The sequence below is a fragment of the Streptomyces sp. NPDC057287 genome, assembly GCF_042667905.1.
Taxonomy (GTDB): Bacteria; Actinomycetota; Actinomycetes; order Streptomycetales; family Streptomycetaceae; genus Streptomyces.
In genome coordinates, this window is the sequence record NZ_JBHUYV010000003.1 from 225705 (window position 1) to 247462 (window position 21758).

The 21758-nt window shown below is 71.8% G+C and carries 14 protein-coding genes; 6 read left to right on the forward strand and 8 right to left on the reverse strand.

From position 1 onward, the window contains the following. Nucleotides 1–99 precede the first annotated feature (99 nt). From ACFUNE_RS07570 to ACFUNE_RS07580, 3 genes are all read right to left on the reverse strand, one after another. The gene (locus ACFUNE_RS07570; protein WP_383564157.1) at nucleotides 100–723 is read right to left on the reverse strand and encodes a helix-turn-helix domain-containing protein; all 624 of its coding nucleotides are present in this window, start codon (nucleotides 721–723) and stop codon (nucleotides 100–102) included. Nucleotides 724–887: 164 nt separating this feature from the next. Continuing rightward, on the reverse strand, nucleotides 888–1562 hold the full coding sequence (locus tag ACFUNE_RS07575) for a response regulator (RefSeq protein WP_383563618.1): 675 nt from the start codon (nucleotides 1560–1562) through the stop codon (nucleotides 888–890). Further along, on the reverse strand, nucleotides 1559–3211 hold the full coding sequence (locus tag ACFUNE_RS07580; protein ID WP_383563621.1) for an ATP-binding protein: 1653 nt from the start codon (nucleotides 3209–3211) through the stop codon (nucleotides 1559–1561). The genes ACFUNE_RS07575 and ACFUNE_RS07580 overlap by 4 nt, the downstream gene beginning before the upstream one ends. Nucleotides 3212–3365: 154 nt before the next feature. Between ACFUNE_RS07580 and ACFUNE_RS07585 the strand changes: the two genes are divergently transcribed. The 4 genes from ACFUNE_RS07585 (at nucleotide 3366) to trxA (ending at nucleotide 5767) form a co-directional block, all read left to right on the forward strand. After that, nucleotides 3366–4730, forward strand: coding sequence for a cation:dicarboxylate symporter family transporter (locus tag ACFUNE_RS07585; protein WP_383563624.1), 1365 nt, complete (start codon nucleotides 3366–3368; stop codon nucleotides 4728–4730). A 3-nt stretch (nucleotides 4731–4733) separates the two neighbouring features. Beyond that, nucleotides 4734–4880, forward strand: a complete 147-nt coding sequence (locus ACFUNE_RS07590; protein WP_383563627.1) for a hypothetical protein — start codon at nucleotides 4734–4736, stop codon at nucleotides 4878–4880. A gap of 111 nt (nucleotides 4881–4991) precedes the next feature. Next, entirely contained in the window at nucleotides 4992–5408 is a 417-nt protein-coding gene (locus ACFUNE_RS07595; protein WP_383563630.1) for a MerR family transcriptional regulator, read from the forward strand. Continuing rightward, a complete protein-coding gene (trxA, locus tag ACFUNE_RS07600; RefSeq protein ID WP_383563632.1) occupies nucleotides 5405–5767 on the forward strand; it encodes a thioredoxin in 363 nt (120 codons plus the stop codon). Before ACFUNE_RS07595 ends, trxA begins: the two co-directional genes overlap by 4 nt. Before the next feature lie 98 nt (nucleotides 5768–5865). On the opposite strand, the gene glgB is transcribed toward trxA, so the two are convergent. The 4 genes from glgB to ACFUNE_RS07620 form a co-directional block, all read right to left on the reverse strand. Next, entirely contained in the window at nucleotides 5866–8280 is a 2415-nt protein-coding gene (gene glgB, locus ACFUNE_RS07605) for a 1,4-alpha-glucan branching enzyme (protein WP_383563635.1), read from the reverse strand. 49 nt (nucleotides 8281–8329) lie between these two features. Next, nucleotides 8330–9772: a maltokinase gene (locus ACFUNE_RS07610; protein ID WP_383563638.1), complete on the reverse strand. Its 1443-nt coding sequence runs from the start codon at nucleotides 9770–9772 to the stop codon at nucleotides 8330–8332. A gap of 250 nt (nucleotides 9773–10022) precedes the next feature. Then, entirely contained in the window at nucleotides 10023–11729 is a 1707-nt protein-coding gene (treS, locus tag ACFUNE_RS07615) for a maltose alpha-D-glucosyltransferase (protein ID WP_383563641.1), read from the reverse strand. Further along, nucleotides 11726–13831, reverse strand: coding sequence for an alpha-1,4-glucan--maltose-1-phosphate maltosyltransferase (locus tag ACFUNE_RS07620; RefSeq protein WP_383563644.1), 2106 nt, complete (start codon nucleotides 13829–13831; stop codon nucleotides 11726–11728). The genes treS and ACFUNE_RS07620 overlap by 4 nt, the downstream gene beginning before the upstream one ends. Nucleotides 13832–14540: 709 nt before the next feature. Here ACFUNE_RS07620 and glgP point away from each other — a divergent pair. Together glgP and ACFUNE_RS07630 are read left to right on the forward strand one after the other, a co-directional pair. Further along, nucleotides 14541–17219 carry an alpha-glucan family phosphorylase gene (gene glgP / locus ACFUNE_RS07625; protein WP_383563648.1) on the forward strand — a complete coding sequence of 893 codons (2679 nt, stop codon included), beginning with the start codon at nucleotides 14541–14543 and terminating at the stop codon, nucleotides 17217–17219. Between the two features lie 188 nt (nucleotides 17220–17407). Beyond that, nucleotides 17408–19219 (forward strand): SpoIIE family protein phosphatase, encoded by a 1812-nt coding sequence (locus ACFUNE_RS07630; protein WP_383563651.1) that lies wholly within the window; start codon nucleotides 17408–17410, stop codon nucleotides 19217–19219. Between the two features lie 92 nt (nucleotides 19220–19311). Here the strand turns inward: ACFUNE_RS07630 and ACFUNE_RS07635 are convergent, their stop codons facing one another. Next, nucleotides 19312–21351, reverse strand: coding sequence for a M4 family metallopeptidase (locus ACFUNE_RS07635; RefSeq protein ID WP_383563654.1), 2040 nt, complete (start codon nucleotides 21349–21351; stop codon nucleotides 19312–19314). Between the last annotated feature and the right edge of the window lie 407 nt (nucleotides 21352–21758).

Genomic DNA, 21758 nt, shown 5'->3' on the forward strand with positions numbered 1-21758 from the left:
CCCGCGGACGGCCCGGGGCCGTTCCCGTTTCCCGGCGCGCCCGGGGATCACCCTCCGTGACCCCGCCCGGCGGGCCGGAGCGGCGTCCGCCCTCCGGGCTCAGATGCCCGCCGTCCGCCAGAACTCCTCGACCACCCGGTCCAGGAACACCCGGCCCTCCTCGCCCCCGGTCCCGGCCCGGTCCCGGCCCGTGGTGTTCCAGCTCAGCGTCGACACCATCAGGGACTGGTAGTCGCTGTGCAGCTGCTCCAGCACGTCCTGGACCAGGATCCGGTCCAGCGGGACGAGCTTGTCCACGGGGCGGACGTACGCCTGCCAGCGGGTGGTGACCGCCCTGGTCAGCAGGCCCGCCAGCTCCTCGTTCCGGCCGGTCGCGGTCAGGAACTGGGCGGCCGACATGTCCAGCGCCTCGCAGAGCGACACGGCCTGGCGCTCGTTGCCGCGCCAGCGGCCCGAATCCTCGATCCGCTGGTACGCGGCGACCGTCATCCCGAGCGTCCGCGCCAGTTCGTCCACCGCGAGGTCCCGAGCCAGCCGGTGGTCGCGCAACGAGCTCGCGGCGGCCAGCAGTTCGCCCGGCGCGCACCACAGCACCCCGGCCAGGGCCATGAGTTCGCGTTCACCGGGCAAGGCCGTGCCGCGCTCCCAGGCCATCACGGTCTCGGCCGTGATCCGCAGTCCGTACTGGGCGCCGAGCCCGTACGCAACATGTCCGGGAGCCATTCCCAGCGCCTCGCGGAGGCGGCGCGCGGCGGGGGCGTTGAAGGGCGGGGTGGGGTGCACGGCCCCACCGTAGAAGGCCGGGAACGGCCTGGCTACAGGCTGTTCCTATCAGTTCACCCTTCGTATGATCCTCCTAGCGTGCCTCCCGGTGGCACTCCGGGCCATCAGCGGGTTTCAGCCACCCAGTGGTAGTGCAGCTCGGGCCTGCCGACCTGGCCGTAGCTGGGCCGCCGCGCGGCACGGCCCACCGTCACCAGATGCTCCAGGTAGCGGCGGGCGGTGATCCGGGAGATCCCCAGCTCCTCGCCGGCGGCCGCCGCGGTGACCCCGTCCGGCGCCTCCCGCAGTGCCCGGGTCACCGCCTCCAGCGTCGGGCCGCTCAGCCCCTTGGGCAGTGCGGCCGGGTCCGCGACCCGCAGGGCGCCGAGCGCCCGGTCCACCTCCTCCTGGCCGCTCGCCTCACCGGCCGCCGCCCGGAATTCGGCGTACCGCACGAGCCGGTCCCGGAGCGTGGGATACGTGAACGGCTTCAGCACGTACTGCACGACGCCGAGCGACACGCCCTCCCGCACCACCGCCAGGTCGCGCGCGGACGTCACCGCGATGACGTCCGCACCGTGCCCCGCCGCCCGCAGCGAGCGCAGCAGCTGCAGACCGTGCCCGTCGGGCAGGTACAGGTCGAGCAGCAGCAGGTCCACCTCCGTGCGCTCCAGCGCGCGGACGGCCTCCGCCCGGGAGTGGGCGACAGCCGCCACCTCGAAACCGGGCACCCGGTCCACGTACAGCTGATGGGCGTCGGCCGCCACCGGGTCGTCCTCCACGACCAGCACCCGGATCACGGGGCGACCACCTCCGCCGTACGGCCGGCGAGCGGCAGCCGCACCGTGAACTCCGCTCCGCCGTCCGGCGCCCGGCCCAGCGTGACCGTCCCGCCGTTGCGGTGGACCGCCTGCCGTACGAGCGCCAGGCCCAGGCCGCGACCGGTGCCGTGGGTCGTCCAGCCGCGACGGAACACCTCGTCCGCGTCGTCCGGGCCGATCCCGGCGCCCGTGTCCGCCACCCGCAGCAGCAGCTCCCCGGCCTCCGTCCGCGCCGTCACGGTGACCAGGGCGCGCGTCGCGGCCCGCTGCGCGGGGAGTGGGGCGCCGGCGGTGCCCGTCGCCGTCTCGGACGTGGCGTCCACCGCGTTGTCGATCAGATTGCCGAGGATCGTGACCAGGTCCCGCGGGGCCAGCGAGCGCGGCAGCGCTCCGTCGTCGATCAGGCTGTCCTCGGCGAGCACCATCTCCACGCCCCGCTCGTTGGCCTGGGCCGCCTTACCGAGCAGCAGGGCGGCGAGCACCGGTTCGGCGACCGCGTCCACGACCCGGTCGGTGAGGACCTGCGCCAGCTCCAGCTCCGCCGTCGCGAATTCCACCGCCTCGTCGACCCGTCCCAGTTCGATGAGCGAGACCACGGTGTGCAGCCGGTTCGCCGCCTCGTGCGCCTGCGAGCGCAGTGCCTGCGTGAAGCCGCGCTCCGAGTCGAGCTCACCGGACAGCGCCTGCAGCTCCGTGTGGTCCCGCAGGGTCACGACCGTGCCGCGCCGCTCACCGCCGACCACCGGACTGGTGTTGACGACGATCACCCGGTCCGCCGTGAGGTGGACCTCGTCCACCCGCGGCTCGGACGCCAGGAGGGCCCCGGTCAGCGGCTTCGGCAGCGCGAGCTCGTCGATCCTGCGTCCGACCGACCCCGGGGCCAGCCCCAGCAGCTCCCGGCCGGCGTCGTTGATCAGGGCGACCCGGCGCCGGCCGTCCAGCATGATCAGCCCTTCGCGCACCGCGTGCAGCGTGGCCTCGTGGTAGGTGTGCATCCGGCTCAGCTCCCGGGCGTTCATCCCGTGCGTGTGCCGCCGCAGTCTCGCGTTGATCACGTACGTCCCGAGCGCCCCGAGCGCCAGGGCGCCCCCCGCCGCCGTCCCCAGGGCCCCCAGCTGCTCCCGCACCTGCGTGGACACCCGCTCGACGGTGATGCCCGCGCTCACCAGGCCCACGATCCTGCCCCCGTCCCGTACGGGAGTGACCACCCGTATCGAAGGCCCCAGGGTCCCGGTGTAGGTCTCCTCGAAGGTCTCGCCGAGCAGTGCGCGCTCGGTGTGCCCGATGAACCTCCTGCCGATCTGGGAGGGGTCGGGGTGGGTCCACCGGACGCCCCGGGGGTCCATGATCGTGACGAACGCGATCCCGGTGTCCTCGCGGACCTGCTCCGCGTACGGCTGGAGTACTCCGGACGGGTCCGGGGTACGGATCGCCTCCCGCACGGAAGGCGATCCGGCCATGGCGAGGGCGGCCGCCCGCACCTGGCGGGCCGCGGTCTCCTCCGCCTGGGACCGGCCGGAGGCGTACGCGAAGAAGGCGCACCCGGCCACGACCGCTGCCACGAGCAGGGCCTGCATCGCGAACAGCTGGCCGGCCAGGCTGCGGGGGAGGGTCCGGGGCAGGCGCATGCCTCACAGTCTGCACGGCGGGACCCACCGGCCCAAGGTGGCCGATAAGCGTCTGTGAACGATATGAACGCAAGGGTGACGGCCGTCACAGGGAAGTGAATAGTCACCGGGGCCCCCAGGGACGGGGAGCCGACGCATACCCGAGGAGACCCCCGTGGCAGAGAAAGCCGCACGACGGGACCGCACCCACTATCTCTACCTGGCCGTGATCGCCGCCGTGGTGCTGGGCATCACGGTGGGCCTCGTGGCCCCGGACTTCGCCGTGGAGCTCAAGCCGATCGGCACAGGCTTCGTCAACCTCATCAAGATGATGATCTCGCCGATCATCTTCTGCACGATCGTGCTGGGGGTCGGCTCGGTACGGAAGGCCGCCAAGGTCGGCGCCGTCGGCGGTCTGGCCCTCGGCTACTTCCTGGTGATGTCGACCGTCGCCCTGGCCATCGGCCTGGTCGTCGGCAACATCCTGGAGCCCGGATCCAGCCTCCACCTCACCGACGCGGCCCGCGCCGCCGGTGAGGCGCAGGCGGGCGACAGCGAGTCCACCGTGGACTTCCTGCTCGGCATCATCCCCACCACCATGGTGTCGGCCTTCACCGAGGGCGAGGTCCTCCAGACCCTGCTCATCGCCCTGCTCGCGGGTTTCGCGCTCCAGGCCATGGGTTCGGCCGGAGAGCCGGTCCTCCGCGGCATCGGCCACATCCAGCGCCTCGTCTTCCGCATCCTCGCCATGATCATGTGGGCGGCTCCGGTCGGCGCGTTCGGCGCGATGGCCGCGGTGGTCGGGGAGACCGGCGTGGACGCGCTGAAGTCCCTGGCGATCATCATGGTCGGCTTCTACGTCACCTGCGCGCTGTTCGTGTTCGTCGTCCTGGGCGCGATCCTGCGCCTGGTGGCCGGGGTCAACATCCTCTCGCTGCTGAAGTACCTGGGCCGTGAGTTCCTGCTGATCCTCTCCACCTCCTCGTCGGAGTCGGCCCTGCCGCGGCTGATCGCGAAGATGGAGCACATGGGTGTCAGCAAGCCCGTCGTCGGCATCACCGTGCCGACCGGCTACTCCTTCAACCTCGACGGCACCGCGATCTACCTCACGATGGCCTCGCTCTTCATCGCCAACGCCACGGGCGACCCGCTGAGCATCGGTGAGCAGATCTCGCTGCTTGTCTTCATGGTGATCGCGTCGAAGGGCGCGGCGGGCGTCACCGGCGCCGGTCTCGCGACCCTCGCGGGCGGCCTCCAGTCCCACCGCCCCGAACTGGTCGACGGCGTCGGGCTGATCGTCGGCATCGACCGCTTCATGAGCGAGGCCCGCGCCCTGACGAACTTCGCGGGCAACGCGGTGGCCACGGTGCTCGTCGGCACCTGGACCAAGGAGATCGACCGGGAGCGGGTGGACCAGGTCCTCTCCGGCGCCCTCCCGTTCGACGAGCAGACGATGACGGACGACGTCCACACCGGCGAGCCGCAGGTCCCCGAGGCCAGGGACGGCGACGAGGAGCAGCCCTCGCTCGTCAAGGCGTAGCACGTGACGACGCGGCCGGTCCGGGGGTTCCGGACCGGCCGCGTCGTCACGTTCCCGCGGCGGCCCGCGGACGACGACGTCTACGTCCGCAGCGGCGACTCCGCCTGGCTGGTGAAGGGTTCCTACACCTGCTACCTCAGATCTGCCTGACCCCTCGGAGTTCTGTGGACGCACCCGGGCGGCGGTCAAGGCCGAAGGTGCTCCCCGGCGTCTTCCTGCCTGCCTTGCCTTGACGCCGACGTCAAGGATTAACGTCGCGGTATGCGAATCGGGGAGCTGGCCGAACGCGCCGGGACGACGACACGGACGCTGCGGTACTACGAGTCGCGTGGCCTGCTGCACGCAGGCCGCGCGAAGAACGGCTACCGCACGTACGACGAGGGTGATCTGCGGCTGATCCAGCAGATCCGGACCCTCCAGGACTTCGGGTTCGACCTGGAGGAGACCCGCCCCTTCGTCGACTGCCTCCGCGCCGGCCACCCGGCGGGCGACGCCTGCCCCGCCTCGCTGGCCGTCTACCGCCGCAAGCTCGGCGAGCTGGACGCGCTCATCGGCCAGCTGCAGTCGGTCCGTACGGAGGTGGGTGTCCAGCTGGCCCGCGCCGAGCTGGAGGTCTCCGCGGAACTGCCGGGCGGCCCCGAACCACGATGTGAACTGACATGGGAGGACGAGGGATGATCCACGCAGAGGGTGTGGCCGAGGTCACCGACACGACGTTCGACGAAGAGGTCCTGGGGGCCGGTCTGCCGGTCCTGGTCGAATTCACGGCCGACTGGTGCGGCCCCTGCCGCCAGCTCGCCCCGGTGCTCAGCTCGATCGCCAGGGAGGAGGCCGGCCGGGTCAAGGTCGTCCAGATCGACGTGGACCACAACCCGGACATCACGAGCCGCTACGCGGTGCTGTCGATGCCGACGCTGATGGTGTTCCAGGACGGCGAACCGGTGAAGTCGATGGTGGGCGCCCGCCCCAAGCGCCGGCTGCTCCAGGAGCTGGAGGACGTGCTCCCGGCGGTGGCCGGGACGCTGCTCGGCGGTTGACCCCGAGCGCCCCGCACGGCGAGGGCCCGCACCGCCCCGCACGGCGAGGGGCCCGCACCGCCCCGGGGCGGTGCGGGCCCCTCCTCGGGTCCCGGCCGTCAGGCCGGCCGCAGCCACACCGTCGCCAGGGGCGGGAGTGTGAGCGTCAGGCTCGTCTCCCTGCCGTGGGCCGGTACCGCCTCCGGCTTCAGCGGACCCTCGTTGCGCACATCGCTGCCGCCGTACCGCGCCGCGTCCGTGTTCAGGACCTCGACCCACGCCTCCGGGCCGTCCGGTACGCCGATGCGGTAGTCGTCGCGCACCACCGGGGAGAAGTGCGAGACCGCGATCAGCGGGGAGCCGTCCGCGTCGTAGCGGACGAACGCGAACGCGTTGTCCTCGGCCGCCCCGCCGTCGATCCAGCTGAAGCCCTCCGGGGAGGTGTCCCGCTGCCAGAGCGCGGGCAGCGCGTTGTACACCGCGTTGAGGTCCGTGACCAGGGTGCGCACGCCCCGGTGGTCGCCGGAGGCCTCGTAGGTCTCGTCGAGTAGCCACCAGTCCGGGCCGTGGCCCTCGGACCATTCGGCGCCCTGGGCGAACTCCTGTCCCATGAAGAGGAGTTGCTTACCGGGGTGCGCCCACATGTAGCCGAGGTAGGCGCGGTGGTTGGCACGCTGCTGCCACCAGTCGCCGGGCATCTTGCTGACCAGTGCCTGCTTGCCGTGCACCACCTCGTCGTGCGAGATCGGCAGCACGTAGTTCTCGCTGTACGCGTACACCATCGAGAAGGTCATCTCGTTGTGGTGGTACTTGCGGTGGATGGGCTCCTTCGACATGTACACGAGGGAGTCGTGCATCCAGCCCATGTTCCACTTCAGGCCGAAGCCCAGGCCGCCGGAGTCCGTGGCGCGGGTGACGCCGTCCCAGGCGGTGGACTCCTCCGCCATCGTGACGACACCGGGGTTCCGCCGGTAGACCGTCGCGTTCATCTCCTGGAGGAAGGCGACCGCGTCCAGGTTCTCCCGGCCGCCGAACTCGTTCGGCGACCACTGGCCCTCCTCGCGTGAGTAGTCGAGGTAGAGCATGGAGGCGACAGCGTCGACCCGCAGGCCGTCGATGTGGAACTCCTCGCACCAGTAAGTGGCGTTGGAGACCAGGAAGTTGCGGACCTCCTTGCGGCCGTAGTCGAACTCCAGGGTCCCCCAGTCCGGGTGCGCGGCCCGGTTCGGGTCGGAGTGCTCGTACAGCGGGCGGCCGTCGAACTCGGCGAGTGCCCAGTCGTCGCGCGGGAAGTGGGCCGGCACCCAGTCCATGAGGACGCCGATGCCCGCGGCGTGCAGCGCGTCGACCAGGAAGCGGAAGTCGTCCGGGGTGCCCATGCGGGAGGTCGGCGCGTAGAAGCCGGTGACCTGGTAGCCCCAGGACCCCCCGAAGGGGTGCTCGGCGACCGGCATCAGCTCGACGTGGGTGAAGCCCAGCTCCTTCACGTACGAGGGGAGCTGTGAGGCCAGCTGCCGGTACGACAGGCCCGGCCGCCAGGACGGGAGGTGGATCTCGTAGACGGAGAAGGGCGCCTCGTGCACCGGGCGGTCGCCGCGGTGCGCCATCCAGTCCGCGTCCTGCCACTCGTGGTGCGAGGCGGTGACCACCGAGGCGGTGGCCGGCGGGACCTCCGTGTGACGGGCCATCGGGTCGGCCCGCTGGGTGTGCGACCCGTCGGGCCGGCAGATGTCGTACTTGTAGACGGCGCCCTCGCCGACACCGGGGAGGAACACCTCCCAGATGCCGGTGGAGCCGAGCGAGCGCATCGGGAAGGCCGTGCCGTCCCAGTAGTTGAAGTCGCCCGCGACCCGGACCCCGCGGGCGTCCGGCGCCCACACAGTGAAGCGGGTGCCGGTCACACCCTGGTGCTCCGCAGGCTGGGATCCGAGCGCCGTCCAGAGCTCCTCGTGGCGGCCCTCGCCGATCAGGTGGAGGTCGAGTTCACCGATGGCCGGGAGGAAGCGGTACGGGTCGTCCACCTCGATCGTGTTGTCCTCGTAGGCGACCCGCAGGCGGTACCCCTCGGGCACGGCGGGCAGGGACAGCACCCCGGAGAAGAAGCCGTCGCCGTCGCTCTGCAGCTCGGCCCCGGTCCGCTTGCCCTCGACCAGCACGGTCACCGAGCGAGCGAAGGGGCGCAGCACCCGGAAGAGGACTCCGGCCGGGACCGGGTGCGCGCCCAGGACGCCGTGCGGGTCGTGGTGCTCACCGGCGAGCAGCCGGCCCCGGTCCGCCTCGTCGAGGGCGGTCGCGGGCAGGACGTTCTTGCTGCCTCCGCCGCGCCGCGGGCGGGGCGGGGCTCCGGTGGCCGCCGCGGTCGCCTTCCGGGCCCGGGGGCGCTTGGCGGGAGGCGGGTCGGAGGGCTCGGCCGCCGGGGCGGGAGCGGGGGGCTCGGCCGGGGCGGCCGCCGTGACCTCGGTGGTCACCGGCTTGGCCGTGGGCGGGACCTCGATGGGCTCGGACGACTTGCGGGACGGCTTGCGGGCGGTCACAGAGACTGCCTCCTCGGAAGGCTCGAAAGGTGAGTGGTGGGAGGGGAGGTCACACGGTCGTGCCGGCCAGGCGCTGGATGGCGGCCATCGGGACCGGCAGCCAGTCGGGGCGGTGACGGGCCTCGTACAGCACCTCGTATACCGCCTTGTCGGTCTCGTGGGCGCGCAGCAGCTCCGGCTCGCCGCGCGGGTCGGAGCCCGCCGCGCTCGCGTAGCCCTCGCAGTACGCGGCACGGCAGCGGGCCGCCCATTCCGGGTTCCACGGGTGGTGCGAGCGTGCCGCGTAGTCGAAGGACCGGAGCATCCCCGCGACGTCGCGCACCGTCGGCTGCGGGCTGCGGCGTTCGGGCAGCGGTCGGGCCGGTTCGCCCTCGAAGTCGATCAGCGACCAGAAGCCGTCGTCGTCCCGCAGGGTCTGCCCGAGGTGCAGATCCCCGTGGACCCGCTGCGCCGGCCAGCCGCGCCCGGTGTCCCCCAGCGCCGCGACGGCGTCGAAGGCGGTGCGCAGTCCCGGCACGTAGGGAACGAGCGCCGGGACCGCCTGGGCGGCGGCCTCCAGGCGTTCCACCATGCCGGCCACCAGGTCCTCGGTCCGGTCACGGGCCAGGTCAGGGGTCGGCAGTGCGGCGGCCAGGGCCGTGTGCACCTCGGCGGTGGCCTGGCCGAGCGCGTGCGCCTCGGGGACGAAGTCCCGCCCGGCGGCCAGGGCGGCGAGCGCGAGCTGCCATCCGTCCCGCGCACCGCGCAGGAAGGGCTGCAGCACGCCGAGCGTGAGGGGTTCCGGGCCCGTCGTCGCCTCGAACCAGGCCACCGGGGCCGGTACCCGGCCGCAGCCCTCGCGGCCGAGCGCGAGGGGCAGTTCGAGATCGGGGTTGGTGCCGGGGAAGACCCGGCGGAAGATCTTCAGGATGAAGGCGTCCCCGTACACGAGCGAGGAGTTGGACTGCTCGGTGTCCAGGACGCGGGGGGTGAGGCCCGGCGGGATCGGTTCCGCCCGGTCGAAGCGGAGCGGGCCGAGGGATCCGGGGTTACGGAATCGTTCCAGCAGGAGGTCGGCGACGCGCGGGTCGTGCAGCCCCTCGTACAGGGTGCGGCCGGCCAGCGGGCCTTCGGCGACCTGGCCGATGCGTGCGTCGGCCAGACGAGGCGGCAGAGTGGTGCGTACGCCGAGCAGGAGCTGGTAGCAGTCCCCCCGGTCCGGAACGGGGCGTCCGTCCGGCTGGTGGACCCGGACGAGCAGGTGCAGCAGCCCGGGGCCCGCGCCGGCGGTGTCCAGTGGCAGTATCTCGGTGGCGGCGACGAGGGAGAACCCGGTGACGGGCCGGCCCTTGCCCGCGAACCATCGCTGCCGGGGCACCCACTCGTGGAGCAGCGGGGCGAGCGACGGCAGAAGGGCGGTCGTGCCCGTGGCGCTCGTCGAATGTCTTCTTGTCGTCTTTCTCGATGTTGTGCTCTTCGCCAGGGCGACTCGAGTGGATGCAGCCTCCGACATGGCATCGCGTCCTTTCCCCGGGCACACCACAGGATGCGAAGAGTGTCCCGGATTGCGGCAATGGCTGTCCGGCTGTGCGGGACGTGTCGGGTGAGGAAAGTCCGTACGGACTCGATCATTGGGCCACGGAGAGCCCGATGGAGCCCGGTAGCGCTCGATATGGGGGAGAGTGCCCCGTGCGGGGCGGTGGAAACCGCCCCGCGGGCGGCGCCTCGGCGGTGAGGCGCCGTCAGCCGGCCTTCACCGGAGGTCAGCCGACCGGGGCGTCCTTCCGCATCCGGAACCAGTAGAAACCGTGCCCCGCCAGGGTCAGCAGGTAGGGCCACTGACCGACGGCGGGGAAGCGCACCCCGCCGATCAGCTCCACCGGATGACGTCCGTCGAAGGCCCGCAGATCGAGCTCGGTGGGCTGTGCGAACCGCGAGAAGTTGTGGACGCACATCACGAGATCGTCCTTGTACTCACGGGTGAACGCGAGGACCGCCGGGTTCGACGACGGCAGCTCGCTGTACGAGCCGAGGCCGAACGCCGGATTCTGCTTGCGGATCTCGATCATCCGGCGCGTCCAGTGGAGCAGCGAGGACGGCGACGCCATCGACGCCTCGACGTTGGTGACCTGGTAGCCGTAGACCGGGTCCATGATCGTGGGGAGGTAGAGCCGCCCCGGATCGCTGGAGGAGAAACCGGCGTTGCGGTCGGGGGTCCACTGCATCGGGGTGCGCACGGCGTCGCGGTCGCCCAGCCAGATGTTGTCGCCCATCCCGATCTCGTCCCCGTAGTAGAGGATCGGGGAGCCGGGCAGGGAGAGCAGCAGCGCCGTGAACAGCTCGATCTGGTTGCGGTCGTTGTCCAGGAGCGGCGCGAGGCGCCGGCGGATGCCGATGTTGGCCCGCATCCGCGGATCCTTGGCGTACTCCGCGTACATGTAGTCGCGCTCTTCGTCCGTGACCATCTCGAGCGTCAGCTCGTCGTGGTTGCGCAGGAAGATGCCCCACTGGCAGCTCGACGGGATCTCCGGGGTCTTCGCCAGGATCTCCGAGACCGGGTACCGGCTCTCGCGCCGTACGGCCATGAAGATGCGGGGCATGACGGGGAAGTGGAACGCCATGTGGCACTCGTCGCCGCCGGCCGTGTAGTCGCCGAAGTAGTCGACGACGTCCTCGGGCCACTGGTTGGCCTCGGCCAGCAGGACCGTGTCCGGGTAGTTGGCGTCGATCTCCTTGCGGACCCGCTTGAGGAAGTCGTGGGTCTCGGGGAGGTTCTCGCAGTTGGTGCCCTCGCGCTGGTAGAGGTAGGGCACGGCGTCGACCCGGAAGCCGTCGATGCCGAGGTCCAGCCAGAAGCGCAGGGCCGAGATGATCTCCTCCTGCACCGCCGGGTTCTCGTAGTTGAGATCGGGCTGGTGCGAGAAGAACCGGTGCCAGTAGTACTGCTTGCGGACCGGGTCGAAGGTCCAGTTGGACGTCTCCGTGTCGACGAAGATGATCCGCGCGTCCGGGAACTGCTTGTCGTCGTCGGCCCAGACGTAGTAGTCGCCGTAGGGCCCGTCCGGATCGGTGCGCGACTGCTGGAACCAGTCGTGCTGGTCGCTCGTGTGGTTCATGACGAAGTCGATGATCACGCGCATGCCGCGCTGGTGCGCGGCGTCGACGAACTCCACGAAGTCGGCGAGGTCGCCGAATTCGGGCAGCACGGCGGTGTAGTCGGATACGTCGTAACCACCGTCGCGCAGTGGTGACTTGAAGAACGGCGGCAGCCAGAGGCAGTCGACGCCGAGCCACTGCAGGTAGTCCAGCTTGGCGGTGAGTCCTTTGAGGTCACCGACGCCGTCCCCGTTGGAGTCCTGGAAGGACCGGACGAGTACCTCGTAGAAGACGGCGCGCTTGAACCAGTCGGGATCGCGGTCCTTGGCGGGAGTGTCCTCGAACAGGTCGTGGACAGGCTCGTTGACGATCATGGTGTGGGTGACCCTCCGGTCGGCGGGGACGGTCGCAGGACCGCGATGTGCGCGGGCGTGACGCCCGGCTCGAGGCGCACATAGAAGGTCCTGCCCCAGTGGTAGGTGTCGCCGGTGAGCTCGTCGCGCACCGGCACGCGCTCGTGCCGGTCGAGGCCGAGCCGCGGCATGTCCAACGAGACCGTGGCCTCCTGGGTGTGGTGAGGGTCGAGGTTGACGACCACAAGGACGACGTCCTGGCCCGACCGCTTGCTGTAGGCGATCAGTGCCTCGTTGTCGACGGAGTGGAAGTGGACGTCGCGCAGTTGCTGGAGTGCCGGATGGCGACGCCTGATCCGGTTGAGCGAGGTGATCAGGGGAGCGAGCGAGCGGCCCTCACGTTCCGCCGACTCCCAGTCCCTGGGCCTGAGTTGGTACTTCTCGGAGTCCTGGTACTCCTCGCTCCCGGGATGCACCGGGGTGTTCTCGTACAGCTCGAATCCCGCGTACACACCCCAGGAGGGGGACAGTGTCGCGGCCAGGACGGCCCGGGCCTCGAAGGCGGCACGGCCGCCCTCCTGGAGGTAACCGGGAAGGATGTCGGGCGTGTTCACGAAGAAGTTGGGCCGCATGTACGAGGAACTCTCGCCCGAAAGCTCGGTCACGTACTCGGTCAGTTCCTGCTTCGTGTTACGCCAGGTGAAGTACGTGTAGGACTGCTGGAAGCCGACCGAGGCCAGCGTGCGCATCATCGCCGGGCGGGTGAAGGCCTCCGCCAGGAAGATCACGTCCGGGTCGGTCCCGTTGATGTCGGCGATCACCTTCTCCCAGAAGACCACCGGCTTGGTGTGCGGGTTGTCGACGCGGAAGATCCGCACGCCGTGCTCCATCCAGAACCGCAGGATGCGCACGGTCTCCGTGACGATCCCGCGCAGGTCCGTGTCGAACGCGATCGGATAGATGTCCTGGTACTTCTTGGGCGGGTTCTCGGCGTAGGCGACGGACCCGTCGGAGCGGTGGTGGAACCACTCGGGGTGCTCGGTCACCCAGGGGTGGTCCGGGGAGCACTGGAGGGCGAAGTCGAGCGCGATCTCCATCCGCAGGGTGCGGGCCGTGGCGACGAAGTGGTCGAAGTCCTCGATCGTGCCCAGGTCCGGGTGCACGGCGTCGTGCCCGCCCTCGGCCGAACCGATCGCCCAGGGCACGCCGGGGTCGTCGGCGCCGGGGGAGAGGCTGTTGTTCGGGCCCTTGCGATGAGTGGTGCCGATGGGGTGGACCGGCGGGAGGTAGACGACGTCGAACCCCATCGCGGCCACGGCGGGCAGCCGTTCGGCGGCCGTCCGGAAGGTGCCGCTGATCATCCGCGGGGCGGGCGGGGGGAGCTCCGCGGAGACCGCCGGAGCCTTCTTCCGGGCGGCGGCGGTGGCGGCGGCGGTCTTCGCGGTCTTCGCCGCCCGGGGCTTCCGGGCGGGCTTCGCGGGTGCCGGCTCCTCCATGCGCGCGCCCTCGGAGCGCGGGAACAGCTCGTACCAGGAGCCGTACAGGGCGCGCCGGCGCTCGACGTTCAGCGGAAGCGGCCGGGACGCGGTGACCAGCTCGCGCAGGGGGTGGCGACCGAGCGCCTCGTCCACCTCGGCGGCCAGCGCGGCCGCCAGACGTGAGGCGGCCGGGCGGCTCGTGTCACGCAGCGCGTCGACGGCGGCCAGCACGGCCTCGCGCCCGTCCTGCTTGGGTACGCCCTCTGCGGCGCGGGCGTGGAGGGCGGCGCCCTCCTCCAGTACCAGCGCCGTGTCGATGCCCGCCGGGATCTTGATCTGCGCGTGGGTGCGCCAGGTGGTGACCGGATCGCTCCACGCCTCGACCGTGTACGTCCAGCGCCCTTCCGACTCCGGGGTGACGTCGGCGCCCCACCGGTCCGTCCCCGGAGCGAGCTCGCGCATCGGCGTCCAGGGTCCGGGCCGTCCGTTCGCGTCGCACAGGACGACGTTGGCGGCCACGGCGTCGTGCCCCTCGCGGAACACGGTGGCGCTGACCTCGAAGGTCTCGCCCGCGACGGCTTTGGCGGGCCGTCTGCCGCAGTCGACGAGCGGACGGACGTCCAGGACGGGAATGCGACCGATCATGGAATCACCTGGGGGTCGGAGCTCGGCATGCACGGCGCGCGACGTGGGCGTGAAGGGCTGACCGCGCGCGCCGCGATGGTGGGGTTGCGTCCTTTGTAGCTGCTCGGTCGTCGGCTGGCGGGCTGTGGGCATGGCCGCTCCTGTCCGCGTTCACTCGAATGGCACTCGAATGGCAGGCGCGCGGGGGGTCCGGGCCCGGACCGGGGCACCTGCGGTGTGCAGCGCGGGGGTGTTACCGGGGAAGCCTTCCCACCGTTTTCGGGCGGCCAACCCGGCGGCGTGTTAACTCCTGGGTGCAACTGGCGCACGCGCTGTGGGCCGCGCGCCGGTCCCCCGGCCGTCACGCGGGCACCTCCGCAGCCTTCCCTGTGGTGCGGGGTGCCACAAGTGCGCGTACGGAGGGGAAATCAGCCATATCGCCCGTGACACAGGGGTACGTAACTGGCGCATCTGGCCGATGGAACGTGTGGGGGCGCAGGTACTTCTGAGGTGTCCGTGGCGGAGGTGTTCCAGGAGGTGGCAGAGGGAGGGCGCGCAGGGTGCTGCACCGGGGACGGGAGCGGGTCCGCCGCGCGGCGGTGGACCCACTGAGCCCGTCGCGCGCCGTGGCCGCGTACGGAGGCACACCGCTACCGTCGAGGGTGACGGAGAGGGCGCCCACCGTCGTGCGTCCCCTCGGATCCGTACGTCCCCTGTAAAGGTGGGATACGTGAAGGCCATTCGTCGATTCACCGTGCGTCCCGTCCTCCCCGAACCCCTGCGACCGCTCAGCGACCTCGCCCGCAACCTGCGCTGGTCCTGGCACAACGAGACCCAACAGCTCTTCCAGGCGGCCGACCCGGAGGGCTGGCGGCCCGCGGACGCCGACCCCGTGCGTCTGCTCGGCGCCGTCTCCGCCGCGCGCCTCGGCGAGCTGGCCGGGGACCAGCACTTCATGCGCCGGCTCACCGAGGTGTCCGAGGACCTCCGGGAGTACCTCGGCGGCCCGAGGTGGTATCAGGACCAGCTCTCCCAGGGCGCGGAGCTCCCCGCGGCCATCGCCTACTTCTCCCCCGAATTCGGGGTCACCGCCGCCCTGCCCCAGTATTCGGGCGGGCTCGGCATCCTGGCCGGTGACCACCTGAAGGCCGCCAGCGACCTGGGTGTGCCCCTCATCGGGGTCGGTCTGCTCTACCGGCACGGCTACTTCCGCCAGAGCCTCTCCCGGGACGGCTGGCAGCAGGAGCACTATCCCGTCCTGGACCCCAACGAGCTCCCGCTCACCCTCCTGAGGGAGGCCGACGGCACCCCCAGCCGGGTGGTGCTCGCCCTGCCCGGCGGCCGCTCGCTGTACGCCTCGGTCTGGCAGGCCCAGGTCGGGCGTGTCCCCCTGCTGCTCCTCGACTCCGACGTCGAGGAGAACGCACCGGGGGAGCGCGACGTCACCGACCGGCTCTACGGCGGGGGCAGCGACCACCGGCTGCTCCAGGAGATGCTGCTCGGCATCGGCGGGGTGCGCGCCGTGCGCACCTACTGCCGGCTCACCGGGCACGCGGCCCCCGAGGTCTTCCACACCAACGAGGGGCACGCCGGATTCCTCGGCCTGGAGCGCATCCGGGAACTCTCCGAGACGGGCCTGGACTTCGACGCGGCCCTGGAGGTCGTGCGGGCCGGCGCGGTCTTCACCACCCACACCCCGGTCCCGGCCGGGATAGACCGTTTCGACCGCCAGCTGGTGGCCCGTCACTTCGGCGACGACGGTGAGCTCCCGGGTGTGGCCGTGGAGAAGGTCCTGCGCCTCGGGATGGAGACCTACGAGGGCGGCGAGCCCGGTCTCTTCAACATGGCGGTGATGGGCCTGCGGCTCGCCCAGCGGGCCAACGGGGTCTCGACCCTGCACGGAGCCGTCAGCCGGGAGATGTTCTCCGGGCTGTGGCCGGGATTCGACCCCTCGGAGGTGCCGATCACCTCCGTGACCAACGGGGTGCACGCCCCGACCTGGGTCGCGCCCGAGGTTCTCCGGCTCGGAGCCGGCACCTTCGGCTCCGAACGCGCGGAGAACGCCCTCGCCGGAGCCGACGTCGGCTCGGAGACCGGAGCCGACGGCGGGACGGCGGGCACCCCCAGACGCTGGGACGCCGTGGCCCGCGTCCCGGACCGGGAGATCTGGGAGCTGCGCCGCGGTCTGCGGGAGCAGCTCGTCACCGAGGTGCGCAAGCGGCTGTACGCCTCCTGGCGCAGGCGCGGCGCGGGCACCGCCGAACTGGGCTGGATCGACGACGTCCTCGACCCGGACGTGCTGACCATCGGCTTCGCCCGCCGGGTGCCCTCGTACAAGCGGCTGACGCTCATGCTGCACGACCGCGACCGGCTGCGGGAGCTGCTGCTCCATCCGACGCACCCGATCCAGATCGTCGTCGCCGGCAAGGCCCACCCCGCCGACGACGGCGGCAAACGGCTGATCCAGGAGCTGGTGAGGTTCGCGGACGACCCGCGGGTGCGCCACCGCATCGTCTTCCTTCCGGACTACGGCATGGGGATGGCCCAGAAGCTCTACCCGGGCTGCGACGTCTGGCTCAACAACCCGCTGCGCCCCCTGGAGGCCTGCGGCACCAGCGGGATGAAGGCCGCGCTCAACGGCTGCCTCAACCTCTCCGTGCGCGACGGCTGGTGGGACGAGTGGTTCGAGGCCGACTTCGGCTGGGCGATCCCGACCGCCGACGGCTCCGCCGTCGACGACGAGCGCCGCGACGAACTGGAGGCCAACGCCCTCTACGCGCTGCTGGAGGACCGGGTCGCCCCGCGCTTCTACGACCGCAACGCCGAGGACCTGCCCGAGCGGTGGATCGAGATGGTCCGCCGCACCCTGGTCACCCTGGGGCCCAAGGTCCTCGCGGGGCGCATGGTGCGGGAGTACGTGGAACGGCTCTACGCACCCGCCGCGCTGTCCCGCCGGGCGCTGGAGCCCGCCGCGGCCCGCGCGCTCGCCTCCTGGAAGACCAGGATCCGCGCGGCCTGGCCGCAGGTGGCGGTCGACCACGTGGAAGCCTCCGCCGACACGGTCGTCGGCGGTTCCGCCGAGCTGGGGGCCACCCTGGCGCTCCGGGTCCGGATCGCCCTGGGCGGCCTCGAACCGGAGGACGTGGAGGTGCAGGTCGTCGCCGGACGGGTCGACTCCGGGGACGCGATCGCGGACGCGCAGACGTTCCCGCTCAAGCCGGCGGGCGGCCACGACCTGGAGGGCCGCTGGCTGTACGAGGGCCCCCTCGCCCTCGACCGCACCGGCCCGTACGGCTACACCGTGCGTGTCCTGCCCTCGCATCCGCTGCTCGCCTCGGGCGCGGAACTGGGCCTCGTGGCGGTGCCCAACGAGTCCACGGGCGACGGCGGCGGGGTGCTGCTGCGCTGACACCTCCCGCTCACGGTGGGCCCGGCGTGCCTCTGCGCCGGGCCCGCCCTCGTGCCCGCGCGGCCACCGGAGAACCGGCAGGGGTGGATTCGCCGTGATCTCGCTACCATGACACCCCTGCCGTGTGGCCCTGCGGCCACCGACGTGACAGCGAGGCGTCCCACCGGACGCGAGTGGAGGTCAGCACGGTGAACGGCGGCGGAGGCCGAGCGAGACGCCTGACCCGTCGGCTGGCCGCGCAGAGGGGGACGTCCCGGGAGCTGCACGTCCGGCGCCCGGACCCCGCCGTGTCACCACCGGGCGACCGTTTCACCACCGCGGCCCGGATGCGCTGGCTCAACGCGGCGGGTACCCGGATCGGTACGACCCTCGACCTGGAGCGCACGGCCGAGGAGCTGGCCGCGTTCAGCGTCCCCAGACTGGCCGACGCCGCCGCGGTCGACCTGCTGGAGTCGGTGCTGCGCGGCGAGGAGGGCGAGCGCGTCACCGGAGCCGCGGTGCCGGTCACCCGCGCCATGGCCGTCCGCGCCATCGACGCGCTGGGGGAGCTCGAACCCGCGCCGGTGGGCGAGGTGGTGGACCGGCGGGAGCGCCGCGAGACGCTGCTGACCGCCGAGTGCCTGCGCAACGGCAGGCCCGTGCTGGTCAGCCGGATGACACCGCAGGACTACGCCCTCGTCGCGCCGACGGACAGCGCGGAGGCGGCGATGCGGCGTCAGGGCGTCCACAGCTACCTGGCCGTGCCGCTGATCGCCCGCGGTGTCCTGCTGGGCTCCGCCGACTTCGTACGCGCCGGCGACCGCCCGCCCTTCAACCGCGCCGATCTGGAGCTGGCGAGCCAACTCGCCTCCATGGCAGCTGTGTTCATAGACAACGCCCGGCTCTACGGGCGCGAGCGCGAGCACGTCGTCTCGCTCCAGCGCTCCCTCCTCCCGCGTGCCACGCCCCACACGCCGGGCCTGCGGGTGCACGCCCACTACGCGCCCGCCGTCGACGCGCACGGGGTGGGCGGCGACTGGTACGACGTGGTGGCGCTCCCCAGCGGGCGAACGGCTCTGGTCGTCGGCGACGTCACGGGCCACGGCCTGCCGGCCGCCGCCACCATGGGACGGCTCCGGACCGTCGCCCGTACGCTCATGATGCTGGACATCGCCCCCGACCGTCTGCTGGCCCGGCTCGACCTGGCCACCCGCGATCTGGAGGACGACCAGGTCGCCACCTGCCTCTGTGCCGTCTACGACCCCGCGGACTCCAGCTACACGCTCGCGAGCGCCGGTCACCCGCCGCCCCTGCTGGTGGACGCGGGCGGGACCGCCCGTTACCTGGACGTGCCGGTCGGGGCGCCCCTGGGCGCCGGGGTCATCCCGTACGACCCCCTGCGGGTGCGCGGCCCGGTGGGCGGCCGGCTGGTGTTCTACACCGACGGCCTGATCAAGACACGCACCGACGACGTGGACGTCCAGCTGGAGGGACTGCGCACGTCGGTGGCCGCGATGGCGCCGGAGCGGCTCGACGCCGGAGGCCCGCTCACCTCGCCGCGGCAGGACGACGGCCGGTTCGACGAGGCGGTGCTGCTGGTCGCCGGGGGCCACGAGCTCCCGCCCGGGGTGCGGCTGCGGGAGTGGGACCTGCCCACGGAGGGCAACCCCGCCTCCACCGCCCGCAAGCTGGTCACCGAGCAGCTCTCGCGGTGGGACCTCGCCGAACTCGCGGACGTGACGGAACTGGTCGTCAGCGAACTGGTGGGCAACGCCCTGCGCTACGGCGGCGGCCCCGGCCGGCTCCGGCTGCTGTGCGACGAGCGCCTCCAGGTCGAGCTCGCGGACACCGGGCCGGACCTGCCGCAGATCCAGCACGCCGACGTCAGCGACGAGGGCGGCCGGGGACTCCAGCTCATCAACCTGCTGTGCCGCAGGTGGGGTTCGTGCCGCACGGCGACCGGGAAGATCGTCTGGGCGGAGCAGAACATCCCCGGACGGGGTCCCGACTCCGCTCACTGACACGCGGACGGCCCCGGGGAGCGTGCTCCCCGGGGCCGTCCTGCTTCGGATCCTTGCCGCGGGGACGCCTGTTCAGCGTCCCCGGGCGGTGCTCAGAAGGTGAGCTTGACGCTGTTGAAGGTGCCGGTGTCGCCCGAGTAGGCGTCCTGGACCTTGAGGTTCCAGGTGCCGTTGGCCACCTCGGACGACGCGTTGACCGTGTAGGTCGCCACCACGTTGTCCGCGGAGTCGCTGGACGAGGAGTTCTTCAGGCGGTACGCCGTCCCGTCCGGGGCGACCAGGTCGAGGACGAGGTCACCGCGGTAGGTGTGGGTGATGTTGACCGCCACGGAGAGCGCGCTGGGCGCGTTGCCGGTGACGCCGCTGACGACGACCGGGAAGTTGGTGGTGCTCAGGTCGGCGATCGCCTTGACGGTCGTGTTCTGGAAGACCTTGCCGCCCGGGTCGGTGCCGCCGGGGCGGGAGCCGACGGCGATGGCGGCCCAGGCGTTGGCCACGCCGGCGTACTCGGCGCTCGTGGCGCCGTACAGCTCACTCGCCACGGCGAGGGTGCCGGTGCGGGCCGCGGCGTAGTTCGTGGTGGTGGTGAACTTCGTGGTGAGCGCCTTGAACCAGATCTGCAGCGCCTTGTCCCGGCCGATGCCGGTCACCGGGAGGCCGTCGGAGGTCGGGGAGTTGTACGACACCCCGTTGACGGTCTTGGCTCCGCTGCCCTCGGAGAGCAGGTAGAAGAAGTGGTTGGCCGGGCCCGAGGAGTAGTGGACGTCGACCGAGCCGAGGCCGGAGTACCAGGAGTCCTTGGACGCCCCGTCCTTGCTCGGCTTGTCCATGTAACGCAGCGGGGTGCCGTCGCCGTTGATGTCGATCTTCTCGCCGACGAGGTAGTCGCCCGGGTCCGTGGCGGTGTTGGAGTAGAACTCCACACCCGCCGCGAAGATGTCCGAGGTGGCCTCGTTGAGGCCGCCGGACTCACCGCTGTAGTTGAGACCGGCGGTGTTGGAGGTGACACCGTGCGTCATCTCGTGGGCCGCCACGTCCAGCGAGGTCAGGGGCGCGAGGTTGCCGCTGCCGTCGCCGTAGGTCATGCAGAAGCAGCTGTCGGACCAGAAGGCGTTGACGTAGCTGTTGCCGTAGTGGACGCGGGAGTACGCGCCGACGCCGTTGCCCTTGATGCCGGTGCGGCCCATGACGTTCTTGTAGAAGTCCCAGGTCTCCGCGGCCCCGTAGTGCGCGTCGGCCGCTGCCGTCTCGGCGTTCGACGCGCTGCCGTTGCCCCAGACGTCGTCGGTGCCGGAGAACAGCGTCCCGGTGCCCGAGGTGCCGCGGTTCAGGTTGTACGTCTTGTGGCTGCCGCGCGCCGCGTCGGTCAGGTTGTACGAGCTGCCGGAGCCCGAGGTGCCCAGCGTGACCTGGCCGCTGTACTGGGTGTTGCCGGTGCCGGTCTCGATGGCCTGCCACTCGTACAGCTTGGCGCCCGAGGAGGCGTCCGTGATGACGTGCAGCTCGTTCGGGGTGCCGTCGTGCTGGAGGCCGCCGACCACGGTCTCGTACGCCAGCTGCGGGGTGCCGTTCGCCGCCCAGACGACCTTGCGCGGTGCCTTGCTCGCCTCGGTGCTCTTGGAGCCGTCGGCCCGGGCGGCCGTGAGCGCCTGCTTCTCGGCGGTGGCCGGCGCGACGTCCGCGGTGCTGCCGACCGCCTTCAGCTGCGCGCCGGTCGCCTTGGACGCCTTGGTGACGCCCTCGGTCGTCCCGGACTTCGACTCGGCCACGACCAGGTCGCCGCCGAGGACGGGGAGACCGTCGAGGGTGCGCTCGTAGCGGGTGTGGGTGGTGCCGTCGACGTCCTTGACGACGTCGCGGACCACGAGCTTCTCCGTGGCGCCGAGCCCGAGCTGCTCGGCGGTGGCCGCCTTGGTGGCGTTCGCCTCCTGGAGCAGTTCGGCCCGCTGGGCGGGGGAGAGCTTCGCGGGGAGCGCGCCGGGGTCGGCGCCCTTCACCGCGGCGGCGGGAGCCGCGGACGCGCCTTCGGGGGCGGCCGTTGCGGCACCGCCCTGCATTCCGACGGCGAGGAGGGCTGCTGCGGCTATCAGAGCGCCGGTCGCGGTGGCACGACGGCTGGGCGTGGGTCTCACGCGGACTCCTTCTGCGAGGGGGGCTTACGGCCCGCTGGGTGAGCGGGCCGGGCAGAGCAGGCGGTGCGCGGAACGGACGAAGAGTGTCAGCCGGAGCAGGGGTGTGTCAGGACCGCGTCAACACATTGGCCGGAAGTCGTCCGTTGCCGGAATGGTCATGTTCGTTAAGCGGACGTTTCGCCGTGTGTCATTCGTGTGGCGCAGGAGGTTGCTGCGATCGTCATCCGCCGGACACCGCAGGGCGGAGAGGGGTTTCCGTCGGTACCCGTCGCGGCCGGGGCGCGCGTGCGGAAGCGGACGGGGACCACGGGCTGAGACGGTGCGCCGGTATGGCCGGTTCCGGGCCGGGTGCGCGAGACCCGCCGTGTGCTGCAAGCCTTCGAGGTGGCGCGACGGGCCCGGACCGC